General features: G+C 47.4%; 16 protein-coding genes. 13 read left to right on the forward strand and 3 right to left on the reverse strand.

Annotated elements, in window-relative coordinates; translation table 11 throughout:
- Positions 1 to 49 precede the first annotated feature (49 nt).
- Genes Ami103574_RS06365 through Ami103574_RS06380 form a run of 4 tightly spaced genes read left to right on the forward strand, consistent with a single transcriptional unit; the run spans position 50 to position 6,892 of the window.
- Positions 50 to 1,564: a DEAD/DEAH box helicase gene (locus Ami103574_RS06365; RefSeq protein WP_163065833.1), complete on the forward strand. Its 1,515-nt coding sequence runs from the start codon at positions 50 to 52 to the stop codon at positions 1,562 to 1,564.
- 24 nt (positions 1,565 to 1,588) lie between these two features.
- Positions 1,589 to 2,716, forward strand: a complete 1,128-nt coding sequence (locus Ami103574_RS06370) for a bifunctional glycosyltransferase family 2/GtrA family protein (protein ID WP_163065834.1) — start codon at positions 1,589 to 1,591, stop codon at positions 2,714 to 2,716.
- Entirely contained in the window at positions 2,676 to 5,039 is a 2,364-nt protein-coding gene (locus Ami103574_RS06375) for a glycosyltransferase family 2 protein (RefSeq protein ID WP_163065835.1), read from the forward strand. The genes Ami103574_RS06370 and Ami103574_RS06375 overlap by 41 nt, the downstream gene beginning before the upstream one ends.
- Positions 5,033 to 6,892: a hypothetical protein gene (locus Ami103574_RS06380; RefSeq protein ID WP_163065836.1), complete on the forward strand. Its 1,860-nt coding sequence runs from the start codon at positions 5,033 to 5,035 to the stop codon at positions 6,890 to 6,892. Before Ami103574_RS06375 ends, Ami103574_RS06380 begins: the two co-directional genes overlap by 7 nt.
- Positions 6,893 to 6,969: 77 nt before the next feature.
- Here Ami103574_RS06380 and dinB read toward each other — a convergent pair whose 3' ends face one another.
- Complete coding sequence (dinB, locus tag Ami103574_RS06385; protein ID WP_163065837.1) at positions 6,970 to 8,196, reverse strand: DNA polymerase IV; 1,227 nt, start codon at positions 8,194 to 8,196, stop codon at positions 6,970 to 6,972.
- 159 nt (positions 8,197 to 8,355) lie between these two features.
- Here dinB and Ami103574_RS06390 point away from each other — a divergent pair, with 159 nt between their 5' ends.
- The 9 genes from Ami103574_RS06390 (at position 8,356) to Ami103574_RS06430 (ending at position 17,437) form a co-directional block, all read left to right on the forward strand.
- Positions 8,356 to 8,733 carry an adenine nucleotide alpha hydrolase family protein gene (locus Ami103574_RS06390; protein ID WP_163065838.1) on the forward strand — a complete coding sequence of 126 codons (378 nt, stop codon included), beginning with the start codon at positions 8,356 to 8,358 and terminating at the stop codon, positions 8,731 to 8,733.
- 44 nt (positions 8,734 to 8,777) lie between these two features.
- A complete protein-coding gene (locus Ami103574_RS06395; protein ID WP_163065839.1) occupies positions 8,778 to 9,353 on the forward strand; it encodes an HdeD family acid-resistance protein in 576 nt (191 codons plus the stop codon).
- A 189-nt stretch (positions 9,354 to 9,542) separates the two neighbouring features.
- A complete protein-coding gene (locus Ami103574_RS06400) occupies positions 9,543 to 10,835 on the forward strand; it encodes an aminoacetone oxidase family FAD-binding enzyme (protein WP_163065840.1) in 1,293 nt (430 codons plus the stop codon).
- Between the two features lie 16 nt (positions 10,836 to 10,851).
- Positions 10,852 to 12,432, forward strand: coding sequence for an NAD(P)/FAD-dependent oxidoreductase (locus Ami103574_RS06405; RefSeq protein WP_163065841.1), 1,581 nt, complete (start codon positions 10,852 to 10,854; stop codon positions 12,430 to 12,432).
- Positions 12,429 to 13,982 carry a glycoside hydrolase family 26 protein gene (locus Ami103574_RS06410; protein ID WP_163065842.1) on the forward strand — a complete coding sequence of 518 codons (1,554 nt, stop codon included), beginning with the start codon at positions 12,429 to 12,431 and terminating at the stop codon, positions 13,980 to 13,982. Before Ami103574_RS06405 ends, Ami103574_RS06410 begins: the two co-directional genes overlap by 4 nt.
- 42 nt (positions 13,983 to 14,024) lie before the next feature.
- Positions 14,025 to 14,531, forward strand: coding sequence for an MFS transporter (locus tag Ami103574_RS06415; RefSeq protein ID WP_163065843.1), 507 nt, complete (start codon positions 14,025 to 14,027; stop codon positions 14,529 to 14,531).
- Between the two features lie 36 nt (positions 14,532 to 14,567).
- A complete protein-coding gene (locus tag Ami103574_RS06420) occupies positions 14,568 to 15,221 on the forward strand; it encodes a CpXC domain-containing protein (RefSeq protein ID WP_163065845.1) in 654 nt (217 codons plus the stop codon).
- Positions 15,222 to 15,365: 144 nt separating this feature from the next.
- The gene (locus tag Ami103574_RS06425) at positions 15,366 to 16,814 is read left to right on the forward strand and encodes an aminoacyl-histidine dipeptidase (protein ID WP_163065846.1); all 1,449 of its coding nucleotides are present in this window, start codon (positions 15,366 to 15,368) and stop codon (positions 16,812 to 16,814) included.
- 17 nt (positions 16,815 to 16,831) lie between these two features.
- Positions 16,832 to 17,437, forward strand: a complete 606-nt coding sequence (locus Ami103574_RS06430; RefSeq protein ID WP_163065848.1) for a TatD family nuclease-associated radical SAM protein — start codon at positions 16,832 to 16,834, stop codon at positions 17,435 to 17,437.
- 83 nt (positions 17,438 to 17,520) lie between these two features.
- Here the strand turns inward: Ami103574_RS06430 and Ami103574_RS15825 are convergent, their stop codons facing one another.
- Both Ami103574_RS15825 and Ami103574_RS15830 read right to left on the reverse strand, forming a co-directional pair.
- Complete coding sequence (locus Ami103574_RS15825; protein WP_408609096.1) at positions 17,521 to 18,024, reverse strand: S-layer homology domain-containing protein; 504 nt, start codon at positions 18,022 to 18,024, stop codon at positions 17,521 to 17,523.
- Positions 17,978 to 18,511, reverse strand: a complete 534-nt coding sequence (locus Ami103574_RS15830; protein WP_246213210.1) for a hypothetical protein — start codon at positions 18,509 to 18,511, stop codon at positions 17,978 to 17,980. The genes Ami103574_RS15825 and Ami103574_RS15830 overlap by 47 nt, the downstream gene beginning before the upstream one ends.
- Positions 18,512 to 18,680 lie beyond the last annotated feature (169 nt).

The raw sequence follows: 18,680 nt of genomic DNA on the forward strand, positions 1-18,680 counted from the left end.
GATATGATTGTGTATGACATGTACGGTTAATTACGAAATGAGGAAATAAATGGAAAATTTAAATTTTAAAGAGCTACAGTTGTCGGATTCCATGCGAAAGGCATTGGACTTTATGGGGTTTGAAGAGGCAACTCCGATACAGTCTAAGGCTATTCCTGTGGCGATGGCAGGTCATGACGTCATCGGTCAAGCGCAGACTGGTACGGGAAAGACTTGTGCCTTTGGTATCCCAGCAGTAGAGCAGATTGACACCAAGCATCAGGGCGTTCAGGTGCTGGTTCTGTGCCCGACTAGGGAACTGGCCATTCAGGTGTCTGAGGAGTTCAGAAGCCTCTGCAAGTACAAGAAAGGCATTAAGTCCCTGGCTATCTACGGCGGACAGTCTATCGATCGGCAGATTATTGCGTTAAAGGGCAAGCCTCAGATTATCATCGGTACGCCGGGACGGATTATGGATCACATGAGACGGCGGACTCTCAAATTCCAAAATTTGAAGATGGTTGTTCTGGACGAAGCAGACGAAATGTTGAATATGGGATTCCGAGAAGATATTGACACCATCTTTTCAGAACTGCCGGAAGAGCGGCAGACCATGCTGTTTTCAGCGACCATGCCAAAGGGAATCCTGGAGATTTCCAACTTGTATATGAAAGATCCGCAACACGTGGTAACCCTCCAGAAGGAAGTTACCATCGATACCATCGATCAGTATTACATTGAAGTACGAGAAGGCTCAAAGTTGGAATTGCTGTGCCGTCTCATCGATGCCAAGAACTTAAAACTGGGCATCATCTTCTGCAACACCAAGTGGAAAGTGGATGAACTGTGTACTTCTCTGCAGGCTAGAGGCTATTCTGCCGAAGCACTTCATGGAGACATGAAGCAGCGAGAGCGCGACCGGGTTATGAACAAGTTCAGAAAGGGCCAGGTAGAGCTGCTGATCGCTACAGATGTAGCGGCGAGAGGTATTGACGTCAATAACGTGGAAGCTGTATTCAACTACGACATTCCAAACGATTCCGAATATTATGTGCACCGAATCGGCCGAACTGGCAGAGCGGGAAAGAAGGGTGTATCCTATTCTTTCGTCTTCGGCAGAGACATTTATCGGTTGAAGGACATCGAGCGTTATACCAAGTCTAGAATTATCCAGACTAAACCGCCGACGATTTCCAGCATCGAAACCATGAAATTGCAGGCTGCTACCGAGGAAGTTATGGCAACCCTTCAGGCAGGGGGCTTCTCCAAGTATACGGAGGCCATCGAGCAGATTTTGCAGGAAAGAGATGACATCACGACGTTAGATATTGCGGCTGCTCTGTTCAAGATGAAGTTTAGTGACTTGGATAGTCGTAATTATGAGGAGTCCGAGCTGGACAACGACTTCACCATGAACAAGCGGGATCGGTTTAATAATCTGATTAAGAACAAGGGTGGAGACGGCAGGCAGAAAAACAGAAGTGGATATCGGCCGGACAAGAATCGAAACCGAGACCGGAAGCGGGATGACCGCAGGGGCAAGGACGGCGGCCGAGAAGGAAGCCGAGGCCGGAGCTCCCGGTAATAAAAAATAGATACAGGAATTATTATGAGTAAAGAAAAAGGTCAGAACCTTGTAGTGATTCCCTCTCTTGAGCCGGACGACAGGCTTTTGCAGTACGTGCAGGAGCTGAATTCCTATGGCTTGACAGATATCATCCTTGTGGATGACGGCTCCGGAGAGGAATACCAATGGATCTTTAAAAAATTGGAAGAATCTTGTATAGTCCTGCACCATGAAAAAAATCAGGGAAAGGGCTGTGCGCTTAAAACAGGATTTCAATATATAAAAGACAATTTTCACCACGTTACCTGTGTGGTCACGGCGGACTCCGACGGTCAGCATGCTGCGGAAGATGTCTACCAGCTGGTAAAAGAGGCGGGAAAATACCCGGACTCCCTCACTTTGGGAGTCCGGGATTTTGCTATTTTAGGGCTACCTACCAAATCTTGGGTAGGTAACCGCTTTTCCTCCTTCCTGTTTGAAGCCTTGTATGGCCAAAGACTGTGTGATACGCAGACCGGCTTGCGAGCCTTTTGTCCGCAGCTGCTGGATTTCATGCTGCAAGTGAAGGGGGCTCGATTTGAATATGAGATACAGATGCTGATTTCCTGTGTCCGCTCGGGGGTTCCGTTGATCACCAAGCCTATACAGGTAATCTATGAAGATAACAACGCGGGCACACACTTTAAGCCGGTTGGGGATAGTCTGCGGGTGGTAGGGACATTACTGTCCAGTTTTATGCTATTTCTGCTGTCCTCTATCTCTAGTGCGGCCGTAGATTTGGGTATTGCGTGGTTTTTAATGGATTTGCTGCGCCCCCTTTTACAGCAGCAGCTGTTTTTGCGGATTTTTACTGCAACGATGGCGGCGCGAGTGATTTCAATTGGTGTAAATTATCTACTGAACCGGTATCTTGTGTTTCGGGAAGGTAAATCCAGCAATAGAAGTCTATGGCGGTATTTGATTCTGTGTGTTGTTGTTTTATCCCTATCGGCTACAGGTGTTTATGTTCTGAATAGAGGATTTTCAATAAATGAAAAAATCGGTAAAATCATTTGTGATGGAGTATTGTTTCTAGTAAGTTATCGCGTGCAACAAAGATGGGTATTTAAAAAAGGGGATGAGACTATTGATGAGCAAGGAAGTAAAAGCAGCGGCACAAGCAGCACATAAAGAAAGAAAACGAAATAGAATTTTTATTCTCACGATGATTCTTATGACTATATACCTGGTATGGCGTACGTTTTTCACCTTGCCTTTTGAAGCAGGAACGTTAAACGTGATTGCTGGTCTTCTTTTGATTGTGGCTGAAACGGTAACGGTACTGACCACTTTTGAACTGTTTATTCAGAAGATGAAGGTCGGAAGCAAACAATTGGAATGTCCAGACATTCCCCCTGAATATTACCCGGATATCGACGTATTTATTGCCACTCATAATGAATCTGTGGACTTGCTGTACAAAACGGTCAACGCTTGTACCTTTATGGATTACCCCGATAAGAGCAAGGTTCACATTTTCCTTTGTGACGATGGAAACCGGCCGGAAGTGGCGGAACTAGCCAGACAGTTCAATGTGGGGTATCTGGGATTTTCCGGCAATAAACACGCTAAGTCCGGAAATCTGAACTATGCCATGAGCCAAACCACATCGCCTTTAATTGCCACGTTTGATGCAGATATGATCCCGCAGCATACCTTTCTCCTAAAGACCGTGCCTTACTTTTTCCTCTCTCAATTCATAAAGGAAGAAGGAAAGTGGCGGCTTCGGCGAGAGGATGACCCGGAAGAGAATCTGAATCTGGCCTTAGTGCAGACACCTCAGAGTTTTTACAATCCGGATTTGTTTCAGTTTAACCTCCATGCAGAAGAGAACATCCCCAATGAACAGGATTTCTTTTCCCGAGAGATAAATATTCTGAGAAATGCCTCCAATGCGGTAGCTTATACGGGCAGTAACACGGTTCTTCTGCGAAAGGCCATGGAAGACATCCAAGGGTTCCCGCTTAACACCATTACTGAGGACTTTGAAACCAGCATTCGCTTGCAGCAGGCAGGATATCTCACCTATGCCACCAACGAGGTTCAGGCAGCGGGGATGACGACTACCACCATTCAGAGTATGATTAAACAGCGAATTCGTTGGGCTAGAGGCATTTTACAAAGTCTGCAAAACACCAATGCCATCTTTTCAAAAAAGCTGCCGCTATCAGCTAGGATTACATATTTAAGCAGCTTTTTATATTGGTGGTCCTTTTTTAATCGCTTGGTGTTCATTTTATCGCCGATTTTATTTGCCTTGTTAGACTTTCAAATTGTCAACACCGATTTTTGGAGCGTACTGATTTTCTGGCTGCCATCGTATTCTTGCTACAGTATATCGATGAGGTATCTGTCCAGCAATATCCGAAATCAACGATGGAGTCAGATTATTGATACTATATTTATGCCTTATTTAATTTGGCCCACTTTGCTGGAGACTTTTCACATTCGTGAAACCAAGTTTAAGGTTACCAATAAAGATAAAAATGCGAGCAATAAATGGTGGGATTCCTTGCGATATGCCTTGCCTCACCTGTTCTTGCTGGCGCTTTCTCTGGCGGCGATGATTCGCTTTGTCCATGGAAAGTACGGCTGGGCATTGTTTTTCAGCAGCATCATCATCTTCTGGCTGGCTTATAATATGGTCTCTCTCTTTTATGCTTTGTTTTTTATGCTGGGACGGCAGGCCTATCGAAATACAGAACGTATTCGGGCCAAAGAGGCGGTAACGATTCGGCATATAAATCGGAGCTATTCGGCTCAGACGGTAGATGTGTCGGAAACCGGCATTGCCTTTCAGGTGCCAGAGCCCATTTACTTGCCGGAGAAGACAATCCTTTCCTTGAGGGTGGAAACCCAAAAATATAAAGCAGATTTGGAAGCTACTATTGTCTATATGAGATCGGAAGGAACAGGTTGGCGGTATTCAGCCACTATCCAACCGGCTTCAGAGGAAGACAAGCGCCAGTATATGCAAATTGTTTACGACCGTCATCATTCTCTGCCGGAACAGATGAATTTGTGGAACACGGCGTATGATGATATGGTCCGCAACGTAAAAAAGAGACTGGCGAGGTCTTTTTCGGATCAGCGAAAGACCCCGAGAATTCCTATTGAATATTGGGTGACTTTTGAAGACGGGTCTAGTTGTATTCTGCGAAGCTTTAATTACCGATTTTTTTCTGGTACCAATTTTCAAGGGAAGGGCCAAGCAGAGGAAGAGCTTACGTTTTATACCGAGAGTCATATTAAGGTGAGTTTGAAACGTACGGGAAAAAATACCGCCAATCAGGAAGAAGAGTTATTTACTGTGGAGAATTTGGCAGAACTGACGGAACAAGGTCTGGTGGACCAGCTTATGGATGACTTATTAAACAGCCATTCCAACCAGACTACGGGACAGGAGAACTGGCAGAGAGAATATCCATACAAAGGAGGAGCGCAAACGTGCTAGTTATATGGGACTTATTGCTAGGCATTTCACTCATATTATCTTTTTTCGGCTACATGATGCTGGCAAAAGAAAGCCTTGCTTTGAAGCAGGAGTTTATCCCTGTATTCGTCTTTTCTTCTGTGAGTTGCATGGTGTATTTCTTCGGTCTGGCGGGATTTCTTCTGCCAGGTGCGATTGTCATTTTAGCCTGTGGCCTGCTGATGTTTGGATTTATTCTCTTTCGGAAAATCCGAGCAGGGGAAAAGGTCCCTTTTTCCATTTCTCTGTTTAAACTGGCCTTTTTAATCGGCAGTGTGTTTTTCTTTCAGCTGCTGCTCCAATGCAAGCTAGTCCACTATGATAACTTTTCTCATTGGGCTATCGTTTTGAAGCAGATGTTGACCACCAATGCGTTTCCTACGGCAGCCTCTAATTTGATTGATTTTAAGAATTATCCGCTGGGTATTTCATCCTTCTTGTATTACGTCTGCCGTTTTGCAGGAACATCTCAGCCGATGATGCTGTTTTCTCAGGGACTGCTGATTTTCTCCTGTTTTTACGCCATATTCGGTATTATTTCTGAGAAAAAGCGGTTTTTGCTCTACGCGTTTTTGGGACTAGGCTGCTCTACATTGTCTTTTTTTAATATCACCATCCGTATCAGCAACTTATTGGTGGACTTCCTGCTGCCTATTTTCACGCTGGCCATCTTCGCCGCCGCTTATCACTATCGGAGGGATATGAAGCGGGCTTGTCTGGTTATCCTGCCCTTGGGGGGACTGTTGTCTGTAACCAAGAGTACCGGTGTGATTTTTGCGGGAATCGGCCTGACTTTTTTGACCTATCTATGGTTTGTCCACCGAAAGCCTGGCTGGTGGAAGGATGGTCTGCTTCTGCTGACAACCATGGCAGGGGCTTTTCTTCCTCGCTTAGGCTGGAGCTGGCGGATGACGACTTTTTTCCAGGGCATTGAAAATAAATTTAATGTATCGGCCTCGGAGTTGACGGGAAAGACCCCAGAACAGATGCAGGAAATTGTCGGACTGTTTCTGAAGTCTATCGCAGATGTTTCGACCCGGACAACCATAGGGGTTCTGCTTTTTCATGTGGCAGCGATAGCAGCTTCCATTTTTGCGGTCTACGTGCTGAAAAAAAAGTGGAATTTGTGGAAAGCTTTAATCGCTTTGGATGTGGTATTGGTCTTGTATTATGCTGGAATTTTAGGTTTATACCTATACTCTATGCCTTTGGAGGAGGCGCTTGGATTGGCAGGCTTTGAGCGATATGCTTGCAGCATCGTGGTGCTCTTTGCCGGCGGGCTGGTGATGTGTGCCACGGTGGATATAGAACGTTCTTTTCACTACCGGATTGGCCAGGTGCCTGACGATCAAGCCTTTAAGAGTGTGAGAAATAAGAGACGCTATCAGCAGGGGGTGTTGGTCTGCATGGCCATAGCGGTGACCCTGCTCATGTCAGAATATAACGGCGTCCTGTATATCGCCCGCTCTTACGATACTTCTTTGCCTTGCAAGGTCCGGGCGGTTACTGGCGACCGATGGTATCAAGACGGTAAAGAGGACCAGCACCGATATTTAATCTATGGGTCCGATCAGGATCAGCAAGTGACCAACTTTTACATGCAGTATGTGGCTCGCTACTTCCTCTATGCTGCCCAGGTAGATGGCATATGCCTTTTCTATGAAGACAATATGGATAACTTATTGTCAGGTTATGACTATTTGGTGGTGGTGGAACGAGATTCCGACGAGACCAGGCTGTTGAAAAAGCATTACGGTGTCACCGGAGAAGAAGGTATTTATCAGGTTCTTAAATCTGGAAACAAAGTCCAACTGGTTCTTCAGCCTAAGGAATAAAGGGCTGACAAGAAACGGTAGATTGAGAATGATTATAATAAAAAATAAGGAAACCAGCAAATGGTTTCCTTATTTTTTTACTCTTCTTCTTCATTTTCTTCTATCCAATGAATGCCCAGATCATTTTTGAGAATTCCCCCATAGGTAATCGCCTGGCCGCCAAACTTGCTGCGGATGGTATCCATGGCTTTATCTAAGTCGCTGCTTTTCTGCCGATCCTGAACATTTCGGGCAAAGAGGCTTAGCTGCTCCGCCTCATCTTCATCCGTCAGATTGATGCCTGTCACGGTGAGCAGTCGAATGGGCTTACCCAGTTGCCAGGAGGCCTTTAGCAGGCTGTAAGCGGCGGTGTAGATTTCTTCTGTGATGTTGGTGGCGGATTCCAGCTGACGCTGGCGGGAAATGGTCTTAAAATAAGGGTCTTTGATATCCACTTTTACGCCCCCAGCTTTCATACCGTAAGCGCGCAGCCGGCTGGACACGGTGTCCGACAGGGCTTTCAGGGCGGTTTGTATGTCGGCGGCGCTCTCCAAGTTCCGGCGGAAGGTGGTGCCATTGCCGACCGATTTGATTTTCTGCTTTTCGTAGGCGTAGGCGACGGGGCTTTCATCCAGGCCGTTGGCGTAATCGTAGAGGAGGCCCCCCTGTTTGCCTAGAAGGCCTTGGAGAACGCTGAGATTGGCTGTGGCTAGATCGCCGATGGTGGCAATGCCAGACCGCCTCAGCTTGTCTGCTGTAGCAGTCCCGACGAAGAACATGTCGGATACGTCCATGGGCCACAGCAGCTCTTTGTAGTTATCCCGGCTGATGAGGGTGGTGGCATCGGGTTTTTTGTATTCGCTGCCCATTTTGGCAAATATCTTGTTGTAGGATACCCCGGCAGACAGCGTCAGGCCCAGCTCCTCTTTTACTGTTGTCCGAATCTGGTCGGCGATGGCTGTGCCGCTGCCGAAGAGCTGAAGGCTGCCGGTGACATCCAGCCAGGATTCATCAATGCTGAAAGGCTCTACCATGTCGGTGAAGCGGTCGTAAATTTGGTTAATCAGCTGAGAATACTTTTTATATTTGTCGTGGTGAGGTCGTACCAGTTGCAGCTGCGGACATTTCTTTTTGGCAGACCAGATGGTTTCTGCGGTAACCACCCCACAGCGTTTGGCCAGCTCGTTTTTGGCGAGGATGATGCCGTGCCGGTTGTCCGGGCTGCCGCTGACAGCCATGGGCACGTTTTTTAAGTCGGGCCGTTCTAACAATTCCACCGACGCATAAAAGCCATTCATATCGCAATGTATAATCGTTCTGTCCATAGCTGCTCCCTTCCACCCCGTTTCCCCGGGCTTTCTTTCATCTTGTATTTTATACTAGAAAAGATGAAAATTCTAGTGTATAATTGATTAGTTAAACAGTCTGTCCAAGAGACAGGGGATGGTTTATTGCTATAACAGAAAGGTGAAAGGGGACTCTTTATGAAGAATGTTATGGTTTGCGTGACCCAACAGAGAACCTGCGAAAGGCTGATCAAGTATGGACATGGGTTTCTCGGAGGGGATGAAGGGGAGCTGTTCATCATACATGTGGCCCATTATCAGTTCAAATTCCTGGGCAACCACCAGGAGGGAGAGGCTTTGGAATACCTCTATGAAAAGGCATTGGAATACGGTGCGAATTTAACGGTAGTCCGGTCCAATCACGTATTGGATACCTTGGTAGATCTGGTGGATAAAAACAGCATTTCTCATGTGATTTTAGGGGAATCGGGTGAGATGAAGGCAGAGGACAATCTGGTGGATTCTTTTAGAGAAGCCATTCGGGAAAAAGCAGAGTTAATCGTAGTACCAGCCTAGGGAGCTGCTGCGGTTTTGATATAGGGAACGGAGGAAATGACCTAGTGAGAATTTTAACAATTATTTCTGGAATCATGATGGTGTTAACAGGATTATGGTCCATCGCCAACCAGGGGGTGGCTTTTGCAGCGGTGGCTTTCGTGCTGGGAACAGCCATGGTGCTGAACGGGCTGGTGGTGACCGCAGCCTTTGTGAAGATGAAGAAGCGGGCTGTGGGCCTGGGCTGGGTCTTGTCTGATGCCCTGGTGGGCATTATTCTGGGGTCCATCGTTCTGGCAGGCCAGTTAGCAACGGACCTGATGATTCTCATGTTTTTTGGCATGTGGATGATATTTTGCGGTTGCAGCCGTTTAGTAGGGGGCTGGACCTTGAAGAAACAAGAGGACAAGTCCTGGGAATGGACTTTGGGCCTGGGGTTCCTGGCCACAGTAGCGGGTATTTATTCTTTTTTGAACGCGGACATGGCGGGACTTACTTTAGGTATTCTTATCGGTATCTTCTTTTTGATTCAGGGGGCCAATGTATTGACCTTCGGTATTTCTATGCCCCATGTGAGAAGACGGCGATTTTATCTTCGCCATAAAATAGAAGATAGTAAAGGCGCAAAGGATGTAGATTGAGACGGCATAAAACTCTAGGTGTAAAAACCTGGAGTTTTTTTGAAGGGTTTAGCTGGCTGAATTTGAAGGAATAGATGGAAAATTGTTTTTATTTGTGGTAAAATGAAAAAAGTTATGATGTGAAAAAAAGATGGCATCTGTGATAACAAAGAACGTTATGTAAGGATAAAGCAAATAAGGGGTACATATATGAGCGAGAAAAAATCATTGTATAATATCTTTTTTGACATATGCGTGGTAGGAGGTGGCGCTTCCGGTTTGGCCGCAGCGATTAGCAGCTTGGAAGAGAATCCTACTCTGCGGGTGTGTATCCTGGAAAAGAAAGAAGATGTAGGCAAGAAGCTGCAAGCCACAGGCAACGGACGCTGCAATATCACCAATGCTGATTGCAGTGAGGTTGAATTGGTGAAGAGTTTTCTTCACAGCAGCGGCATCTTGTTGACAGAGGAAGAAGAGGGGCGTTTGTATCCCCGAAGTGGGCAGGCCTCCTCGGTGGTGGAACTGCTAAAATGGCGGGCCAAAAAGCTCAATGTGACCATCTTTACCAGTTGTCAGGTTCTGAACATGGAAAAGGTCTCCTTAGAGACCGAAGATGGACAGGAGGAAGACGGATTCTATGTCTTGGTGGACTGTGCCTCGGAAAAAATCACAATTCCTTGCAAAAAAGTGGTTTTGGCCTGCGGAGGCAAAGCCGCCCCGCAGTTTGGTACGACGGGAGACGGCTATGCCATAGCTAAGTCCTTTGGCCATACCATATCCAAGCTGCATCCCGTGTTGATGCCTATTCAGTGCGAGGGGATTGATCCAGTTTTGAAGGGGGTCCGGGCCAAAGGCCGGGTTGCGCTGTTAAAGGGGGAAGAACTGGTGGCGGAAGAGCTTGGAGAGGTACAGTTTACGGAAGACGGTCTGTCGGGCATCTGTATCTTTAATCTGAGTCGCCATTTAGTTTTGGAACCGGAAGGGGAGGAACGCCTGGAGGAAGCCTTCCGCAACTACAGAGTAGAAATGGACTTCCTACCGGACATGGAGGAAGACGAAGTCATTGAGTTTCTTAAGGAACGGCGGTTTTTACTGGCTGTCCTGCCTAAGGAGGTCTATCTGGATTCTATTCTGCCCGCCAAGCTGGGTCGACAGATTATGGAGGAAGTGGTAGGAGAAAATCAGGCCACCGCAGGAAGCTTGACGTATGAGGGCATTGAGGAAATCGCCATGCTGCTAAAGAGCAGCCGCTATACGGTGACTGGAGCTAAGGGCTGGCGAGAGGCTCAGTGTACAGGCGGGGGTATCCCCTTGGGAGAGGTCTGCCCGAACACCATGCAGTCCCAGCGGGAGCCGGGATTATATCTGGCCGGCGAAATGCTGGATTACGATGGACCTTGTGGCGGTTATAATCTCCAACACGCTTGGCTGACCGGAATCAAAGCAGGACGGGGAGCCGCGTATGCTCTGGCATGTCCTGCCGCGGATGAAGCGGTGCAATAAAAATTTAGGAGGACCGATGTATTACCGGATTAGCGAAATTAAATTAAACGTAAAAGAAAGCCCATCGGCCATCCCTGAAAAAATAGCAAAAAAAATTGGCAGGGATAAAGAAGCTATAATGGATTATAAAATAGTTAGAGAGTCTATTGATGCCAGAGATAAAGAACAGATTCGGCTGGTCTACACAGTAGACTTTGAACTGGCTGGAGAATTGTCCGGCCGGGGAGCTAAATTGGGTTTGAAAGAGGCTGTGGCTTCAACTTATACCTTTGTGGAAACTGGTTTGAAAAAAATGAAAAATAGGCCAGTTATAGCAGGTTTTGGCCCTTGCGGCATGTTTGCGGCTCTGATATTGTCGGAGATGGGATACCAGCCGTTGGTTTTAGAGCGAGGAATGCCCATGGAGCAGCGAGTGGGGCAAGTACAAAAATTCTGGCAGGAGGGTCTGCTGGACCCGGAGTCCAATGTTCAGTTTGGAGAAGGAGGTGCGGGGACTTTTTCAGATGGCAAGCTGACCACTCAGATTAAGGATCAGCGTATCGGCAAGGTGCTTCAGGAACTGGTGGCGGCGGGAGCCCATGAAGAAGTTTTGTATAAGCAGAAGCCCCACATCGGTACGGATGTCCTTCGCCGAGTGGTGGTGAATATCCGCAAAAAGATCTTGGCAAACGGCGGGGAAATTCGCTTTGGAACCAAGGTCACGGATGTGCAGCTGATAGACGGCGCCGTAAGCGCCGTACAAGTCAATGGTCAGGAATGGATTGAAACCGAAAATCTGATTCTGGCTATGGGACACAGTGCCCGGGACAGCTTCCGAATGCTCCATCAGAAGGGCATGGACTTGATGCAAAAACCTTTTTCCATCGGTGTTCGCATCCAGCATCCCCAAGAGCTTATCGATCAGGCTCAGTATGGAAGCAGGGATACCGGACTGGGAGCGGCGGAATATAAGTTGTCCCATCGCTGCCAAAATGGCAGAGGCGTCTATACCTTCTGTATGTGCCCTGGCGGGCAGGTGGTGGTTGCCTCTTCTCAGAAGGGCGGCGTAGTCACCAATGGTATGAGTTTTCATGCCAGAGACGGAGCCTATGCCAATAGTGCGCTGTTGGTAGACGTGCGGACTTCAGATTTTGGCTCCGAGCACCCGCTGGCGGGAGTGGACTTCCAGGAAACCTATGAACGGAAGGCCTTTGCCGAAGGCGGGAAAAACTATCAAGCGCCGACAGCCACCTGGGAGGCTTTTGCAGAGCAGCAGGAAGACGGAATTAAAGTACGAAATTGCCTGCCGGATTTTGCGGTACAAGCCTTGTTAGAGGCGATGCCTCACCTGGGGCGGAAGCTAAAGGGATTTGATTCTTCAGCGGCACTGCTGACAGCAGTGGAGACCAGAAGTTCTTCCCCGGTGCGCATGGTTCGAGATGAGCAGTTAGAGAGCAGCTGGAAAGGGGTTTACCCCGGAGGAGAAGGGGCCGGATACGCAGGAGGTATTACCTCCGCAGCGGTGGACGGCATCAAGCTGGCGGAGAAAATCGCAGAGCGGTACCGCCCGGGATTTATTCACGAAGAGACAACGTTGAGAGGAGAAACATCACATTGAAAAAGATTTTAGCCATATGCGTATTGCTGGCCATGATAGTAGGGACTACTGGAGCAGCCTTCGCTGATTCCACATCCATCACATCCGCCCAGTACAGTCTGACCGACGCAGGGACATATGACTTCTTCACCAATTACGTAGACGGATACAGCATGTACGTTGATAAGAACATGAACGTAGACATGCGGTATTCCAGCGTGGGAACCATACTGGAGAACAGCAACAAACGAATCGAGATTTACAAACAATATGTAGGCAACACCAGCAAGGCTGGCTACATTAATTATTCTAATAAATTTTTAAACAACACCAAAGACCACGTAACGGAATACAATGGCGTACAGAAAATCAACGGCTACGACGTGAATATCGTAGTTTGGCACCGAAACAAGCTGGCCAGGGTAGAAAACGACAAGAATTACTATATCTGTCTGGATATTCAGAAAGGTGATTATTGCTACACCATCTTCATGAAGGCTACCGATCCCATCGCCAACATGGGCGGCTACACCTATCTGGTTGATCACTTGAGCATTTTTGCGCCTACAAAAGCTGCCTACATGCGGGTAGCTCAAAAAACGGATGTAGCGGAAAAGAATTGGAACGATGAGACCAAGGCTTTTTACAAGCAGTATTTTGAGGATGATGCAGAACTGACTTGGGGCATCTTTGAACCAGATACGGCAGGCTTTGATTATTCCATGCTGGATTACTATCAGTCTTATTACGACTATCAATTCCCGATTCTGCTCAACTACAGCGAATTTGACAACACCTATAAGCACCCGAACCTGAAACAGCGGCTGGATGCGGCTTATGAACATAATAAGGTGTTGGAGTTGACCTTGCAGACTACTTGGCGAGATGACGGAAATATGGTCTACGACGTATTGGAGGGCCAGTACGACGAATTCCTGCGGGATTATGCAAAGGTTGTAGCGGACTTCGGTCATCCGGTTCTCTTCCGGCTAGGCAATGAGATGAACGGCGACTGGTGCCCCTATTCCAGTTATAATACCGCTAGAGATACGGCTATCTTCAGAGAATTTTACAAGTATGTGTACAGCTTTTTTGAAACGGCCAACGCGCAGAATGTAATTTGGGTCTGGAATCCGAATGGTGCTTCTTTCCCAAATTTTAACTGGAACGACGAGATGATGTACTATCCTGGGGACAAGTACGTAGATGTGGTAGGCATGACGGCCTATAATACAGGGACTTATTATTCCGGGGAGACCTGGAAAGAGTTTAATCAGCTGTACGAAGGTCTGTATAATGAATACTGCGCAAAGTTCCAGCAGCCTCTGATGATTACGGAGTTCGCCTCCGCCAATATGGGGGGAGACAAGAATCAGTGGGTTATCAATATGTTCAACACCATTCCGTATTATAACCGCATTAAGGTGGCTATCTGGTGGGATGGCTGCGACTGGGACGCCAATGGAAACATTGCCAGATCGTATTTCATGGATGAGACGCCTCAATTGATGAATACCTTTAAAAAATATTTGAATCTGAGCAGCTCTTGGGAAAAGGAGATGTACGTATAACGCGGACGGATGCTCAGGGGATAGAAAATAGAGAGAAAAAAAATGGATTATAAACAAAAAAACGTTAACCGGCGGATTGCCTGGCTGAAAGGAGCCAGGATGGCGGCCGCGCCCCTTGCTCTTTTGATGTTTTTCAGCGTGCAGCAGGCTTGGGGTGTTTTGCCGGCAATTCTTCTGGGGGTCGGCTTTGGTGTGGGCTTTCTGGCTATTCTTAACGCCTCGGTGGCGGACTGCATTGGCGGAGAGTTGAAAAACGGCGTGGAGAACATGATACGCCGGGCTACCGGCATTCCGGTACACATTGAATGTGGAAAGGCTTGGGGGCGGATGAGCTTTCTCATCTTTCTCCAAGAGGACAATGAAGCGGTGACGAAGGCGGTCTACCGGAAGGTGGTGGAAAAGCTGAAAAACTCCGATTATTTTAATCAGATTGAAGTAATCAGCATGGCCAACGTCCCAGATTTGGAAAAGGAAACGATTAAGCGTTTTAAAAACATGATGATGCGGAACGCCGTAGAAATGGTTAGAAGCAAAAAAAGAAGCAAATAAGAGGTCAAACGATTAGAAGCAAGAGGAGCAGATAAGATGTCAAAGTGTATAACAAACGAAATAGAATGCCCTGAATGCGGACACAAACAAGATTTTGTCCGCTGGCAGAGCATTCTGGCCGATATAGACCCGCAGCTGAAGGAACAGGTGCTCAACGGTGAGCTCTTTGTCTTCCACTGTAATTCCTGCGGCAAGAAGTTCCCTATCACCTATCCTTGCCTGTATCACGATATGGGCAAGCACCTGATGGTATATCTGGCTCCGGGGCCGGAGGCAGTAGAGGAGATGAACAGTCTGCTCTTCCAGTCTTCCGAAGCTTTTGAACACCAGGCCCAACAGGGCTACATCTACCGGGCGGTGTCTACAGTCAATGAGATGGCGGAAAAGATTATGGTCCGCGATATGAAGCTGGACGACCGGGTTGTCGAAATCATCAAGATGCTGGTCTTATTCAAATCCGGCAATGAGGGAATGGATGTTGACAGCATCGGCGGTATGTTTTATTACCCGGCAAAGGATGGCAAGCATCAAATCGCGATTCTCTTTGCTGATGGCAAGCAGTCTTTTATTCCTATAGAGGACGCGCTGATTCAGGAGACCATGGACAATCTCAAAGAAAAGATTGAAGAACATACGGAGCCGGGCTACCAGGCCATCAATGTGGAGTGGGTAGGGAAGATTTTGGCTTAAAGCCTTTGTTTTGATAGCATTTGACCGCATACATCAAGGATTATGGAAAGATGAAAGTCTCCTGTTCACCCGGGAGACTTTGTGGTATACTAGTGCCTAGATAAAGTTTCTATATATTTCTATATAATGGAAGAGAGGTAAGAAATGGGTGTATTAAACAATTTAAAACCTGAGAGTGTGTTCAGGTATTTTGAAGAATTATGCAGTATTCCGCATGGCTCTGGTCATATGGACCCGATTGCAGACTATTGCGTGGCTTTTGCTACAGCTCATAACCTGGAATACTACAGGGACGATCTTAGCAACATCATCATCGTAAAGAACGCTTCCAAAGGATATGAACAGGCCCCGGCTATCATGCTTCAGGGCCATTTAGATATGGTCTGCGAGAAGACGGCGGAGAGCACCATCGATTTTCTCAAGGACGGCTTAACGCTGGCGATAGACGGCGATTTTCTCTATGCAGAGGGAACTACGCTGGGTGGAGATAATGGCATCGCCATTGCCATGGCACTGGCCATTTTAGATGACGATACGTTAGAACACCCGAGGCTGGAAGCCATCTTCACCGTAGATGAAGAGACCGGGTTGTACGGTGCAGAGGCAATCGATGTGTCCATGCTTCAGGGTAAAAAGCTTATTAACCTGGACTCCGAAGAGGAAGGCATCCTTACGGTTAGCTGTGCTGGAGGCGTAACCGCCGAAGGATTGCTGCCGGTAAAGCGCCAGCAGTCAGAAGGAATCCAGTTGAAAATTCAGCTGTCTGGTTTGCTGGGTGGTCACTCCGGTGTGGAAATCGATAAGATGCGGGGCAACGCCAACATACTCATGGGCCGTTTCCTGTATACCCTCAACAAAGAGGTGAATATTCAGTTGATAGATATCGCTGGTGGACAGGCAGACAACGCCATTCCAAGACTAACGGTACTGAACATCCTAGTTGCGGAAGGTGATGTGGATAAGGTGAAGGCTCTGGCGGCAGACTATGAGCACACGTTGAACAACGAATATAAGACCAGTGATCCGGAGATGAAAGTGACGGTGGAAAATCTGGGTAAAATCAGTACAGCGGTTTTCTCTAAGGACTCTCAGGAAAAGACCATTGTGCTGCTGTTGGCCCTGCCAAACGGTATTCAGGCTATGAGTGCCGATATTGAAGGCCTGGTGGAGACTTCTCTGAACTTGGGCGTGCTCAAGGTTCAGGAGGAGGGCGTTGCCCTAGTCTCTGCGGTGAGAAGTTCTATTGAGACAGCGAAAAAAGCGGTCTGTGACCGGATTTCTGCTCTAATGGAATCACTAGGGGGGAGCGTAGAATTTGTAGGCGCTTATCCAGGCTGGGAGTTCAAAAAGGATTCTCCGCTGCGAGAGACGGTCATTCGAGTATTTGAAAAGCAGTACGGCAAAAAACCAGTTATTGAAGCGATACACGCTGGACTGGAATGCGGATTCTTTGCGGAGAAGGTGGAGGATATTGACTGCATTTCTCTGGGACCGGATATGTCAGGAGTACACACCGTGGAAGAACGGTTGAGCATTCCTTCTGTGGAGCGGACTTGGGTGCTGCTGCTGGAAATTTTGAAAGAGAGCAAATAGACGGGAGATGAGTCAAGATGGCAAAAGGGACCATCGTTTATTTCTACGGAGATAGTTTATACATCAATATGACCAATCGCTGTTCCAATCGGTGCAGCTTCTGTATCCGCAACTATACGGACAACCTGGGGGATGCGGACAGTTTGTGGCTGGAGGAAGAGCCTTCCCCGGAGCAGGTGGTGGCTCGGGTTCGGGAAGAAATCTGTGAGAAGAAGACATCCGTGCAGGAAATTATTTTCTGCGGCTATGGGGAGCCCATGGAGCGATTGGATGTGCTGCTGGAAATCGCCCGTCAGATGAAGACTTTTACAGATAAACCGATTCGCATCAACACCAACGGCATGGCTGATTTGATTCAAAAAAAGAAGACGGCACCGCTGCTGGCTGGAGTGATTGATGCGGTCTCTGTCAGCTTAAATGCTCCTACGGCAGAGAAATATGCGCAACTGTGCCAACCAGAGTTTGGGGTAGAATCTTTCGATGCTATTCTACGGTGGACAGAGGAGGTCAAAGAGTATGTTCCTGATGTGAGAATGTCCGTGGTGGACGTTATCCCCCAGGAGGATATTCAAGACTGCCGAAAAATAGCAGAAAGCCTGGGCGTATCCTTCCGGGTGAGGTAGGAACATCTGGCTGAGAAAAAACGAATACAGAAAAGAGAGGAGGGAACCAAGTGATGGTTCCCTCCTCTGCTTATATATATTAGCTATTTTATTTTCCTTACGCCGTTTTCATCCACCTGGTATCCGTCAATTTGAGTGCTTCGGGCGAGGGAGCCGTCGGCGTAAAAGTAGTACCACTTACTGTCGATTTGGAGCCACTGGCTGGAAACCATCTTGCCATCGGTATCGAAGTAGTAGTAATTGTCGTTGCCGTTTGTGCCGATATCACTGAAGCCCACCAGCATGGTGTTACCAAAATAGAAGTGCCAGTTTCCGGCATTGTCCTTGACCCAACCGGTTTTCAGTGTGCCGTTGCTATTGAAGTAATATTTCACACTGTTGATGGTCTGGGTGCCGGTGAGAACCTTGCCGTCCTTGTAGTACATAAACTGCCCGTTATCGTTCTTTGTCCAGCCCTGTGCCGTGGCGGGAGTTATGGTCAGTTTGATATAGCGGTGGAGTATGGCGCTGGCCTCGGCGCGGGTGGCGTTTGCAGTAGGATTAAACTGGTTGTTTTGAGCCCCCGTCATGATGCCTGCCTGCTGCATAGCTGTGATCGCTGTTTTGCAGGCGCTGCCGATGTTGGATTCGTCCGTAAACGTGACAGCAGTATGAGTTACCGGCAAGGTATATCCGGTTAACGGCTGTGGGGCAAGCATTGCTTGTTATAACGTCATATCCGCTGCCAATGGCAAAATCGTTTCTGTTCGGAATATCGCTTTCTATCTGAGGTATAGAAACTTGGTTGGCTGGTGAGGCAAGCTCTAATTCCGTGTCTATATTTATAAATTCAAGCTTTACAGGTATTTCTGGTGTGAGATATTCTCCAGTTTCAATAACTGCAGAAATATTTTCGTTTGCTGCTTGCAAAAGTGCTTGGTCGGCCTCAACAATAAATCCGTCCGGCTCAAGCTGTATTATTTCTGCATTTTGAGTAGCGCTCCTGTTGCCCCGAGTGTAATAAAAACAAAGACTTACAATATCACCCAGTGAATATTTTTTTGTATCTCCCCTAAATATTTTAGCTTTTAACATATTTGAATCCTCCGTTATCCTTCTATGTTTGTGTGCAATCCTCTTTTTGCAGTTTGCATATGTTCACTGTAGCAGATTAAGCAGGGACTTTATATAGAAACAGCCTAAACGACGGGCAAACCGCCTGAATTACATCTTCATACTCAAATTCTTGTCATGTTTTCTTAAA

It is taken from the genome of Aminipila butyrica (assembly GCF_010669305.1).
GTDB lineage: Bacteria > Bacillota > Clostridia > Peptostreptococcales > Anaerovoracaceae > Aminipila > Aminipila butyrica.

Bases quoted from the DNA above. Each gene is read 5' to 3' on its own strand.
- Ami103574_RS06365 (WP_163065833.1), top strand. From the start codon at position 50: ATGGAAAATTTAAATTTTAAAGAGCTACAGTTGTCGGATTCCATGCGA.
- Ami103574_RS06370 (WP_163065834.1), top strand. From the start codon at position 1,589: ATGAGTAAAGAAAAAGGTCAGAACCTTGTAGTGATTCCCTCTCTTGAG.
- Ami103574_RS06375 (WP_163065835.1), top strand. From the start codon at position 2,676: ATGAGCAAGGAAGTAAAAGCAGCGGCACAAGCAGCACATAAAGAAAGA.
- dinB (WP_163065837.1), bottom strand. From the start codon at position 8,196: ATGGACAGAACGATTATACATTGCGATATGAATGGCTTTTATGCGTCG.
- Ami103574_RS06390 (WP_163065838.1), top strand. From the start codon at position 8,356: ATGAAGAATGTTATGGTTTGCGTGACCCAACAGAGAACCTGCGAAAGG.
- Ami103574_RS06400 (WP_163065840.1), top strand. From the start codon at position 9,543: ATGAGCGAGAAAAAATCATTGTATAATATCTTTTTTGACATATGCGTG.
- Ami103574_RS06405 (WP_163065841.1), top strand. From the start codon at position 10,852: ATGTATTACCGGATTAGCGAAATTAAATTAAACGTAAAAGAAAGCCCA.
- Ami103574_RS06415 (WP_163065843.1), top strand. From the start codon at position 14,025: ATGGATTATAAACAAAAAAACGTTAACCGGCGGATTGCCTGGCTGAAA.
- Ami103574_RS06420 (WP_163065845.1), top strand. From the start codon at position 14,568: ATGTCAAAGTGTATAACAAACGAAATAGAATGCCCTGAATGCGGACAC.
- Ami103574_RS06425 (WP_163065846.1), top strand. From the start codon at position 15,366: ATGGGTGTATTAAACAATTTAAAACCTGAGAGTGTGTTCAGGTATTTT.
- Ami103574_RS06430 (WP_163065848.1), top strand. From the start codon at position 16,832: ATGGCAAAAGGGACCATCGTTTATTTCTACGGAGATAGTTTATACATC.
- Ami103574_RS15825 (WP_408609096.1), bottom strand. From the start codon at position 18,024: ATGCAGCAGGCAGGCATCATGACGGGGGCTCAAAACAACCAGTTTAAT.
- Ami103574_RS15830 (WP_246213210.1), bottom strand. From the start codon at position 18,511: ATGTTAAAAGCTAAAATATTTAGGGGAGATACAAAAAAATATTCACTG.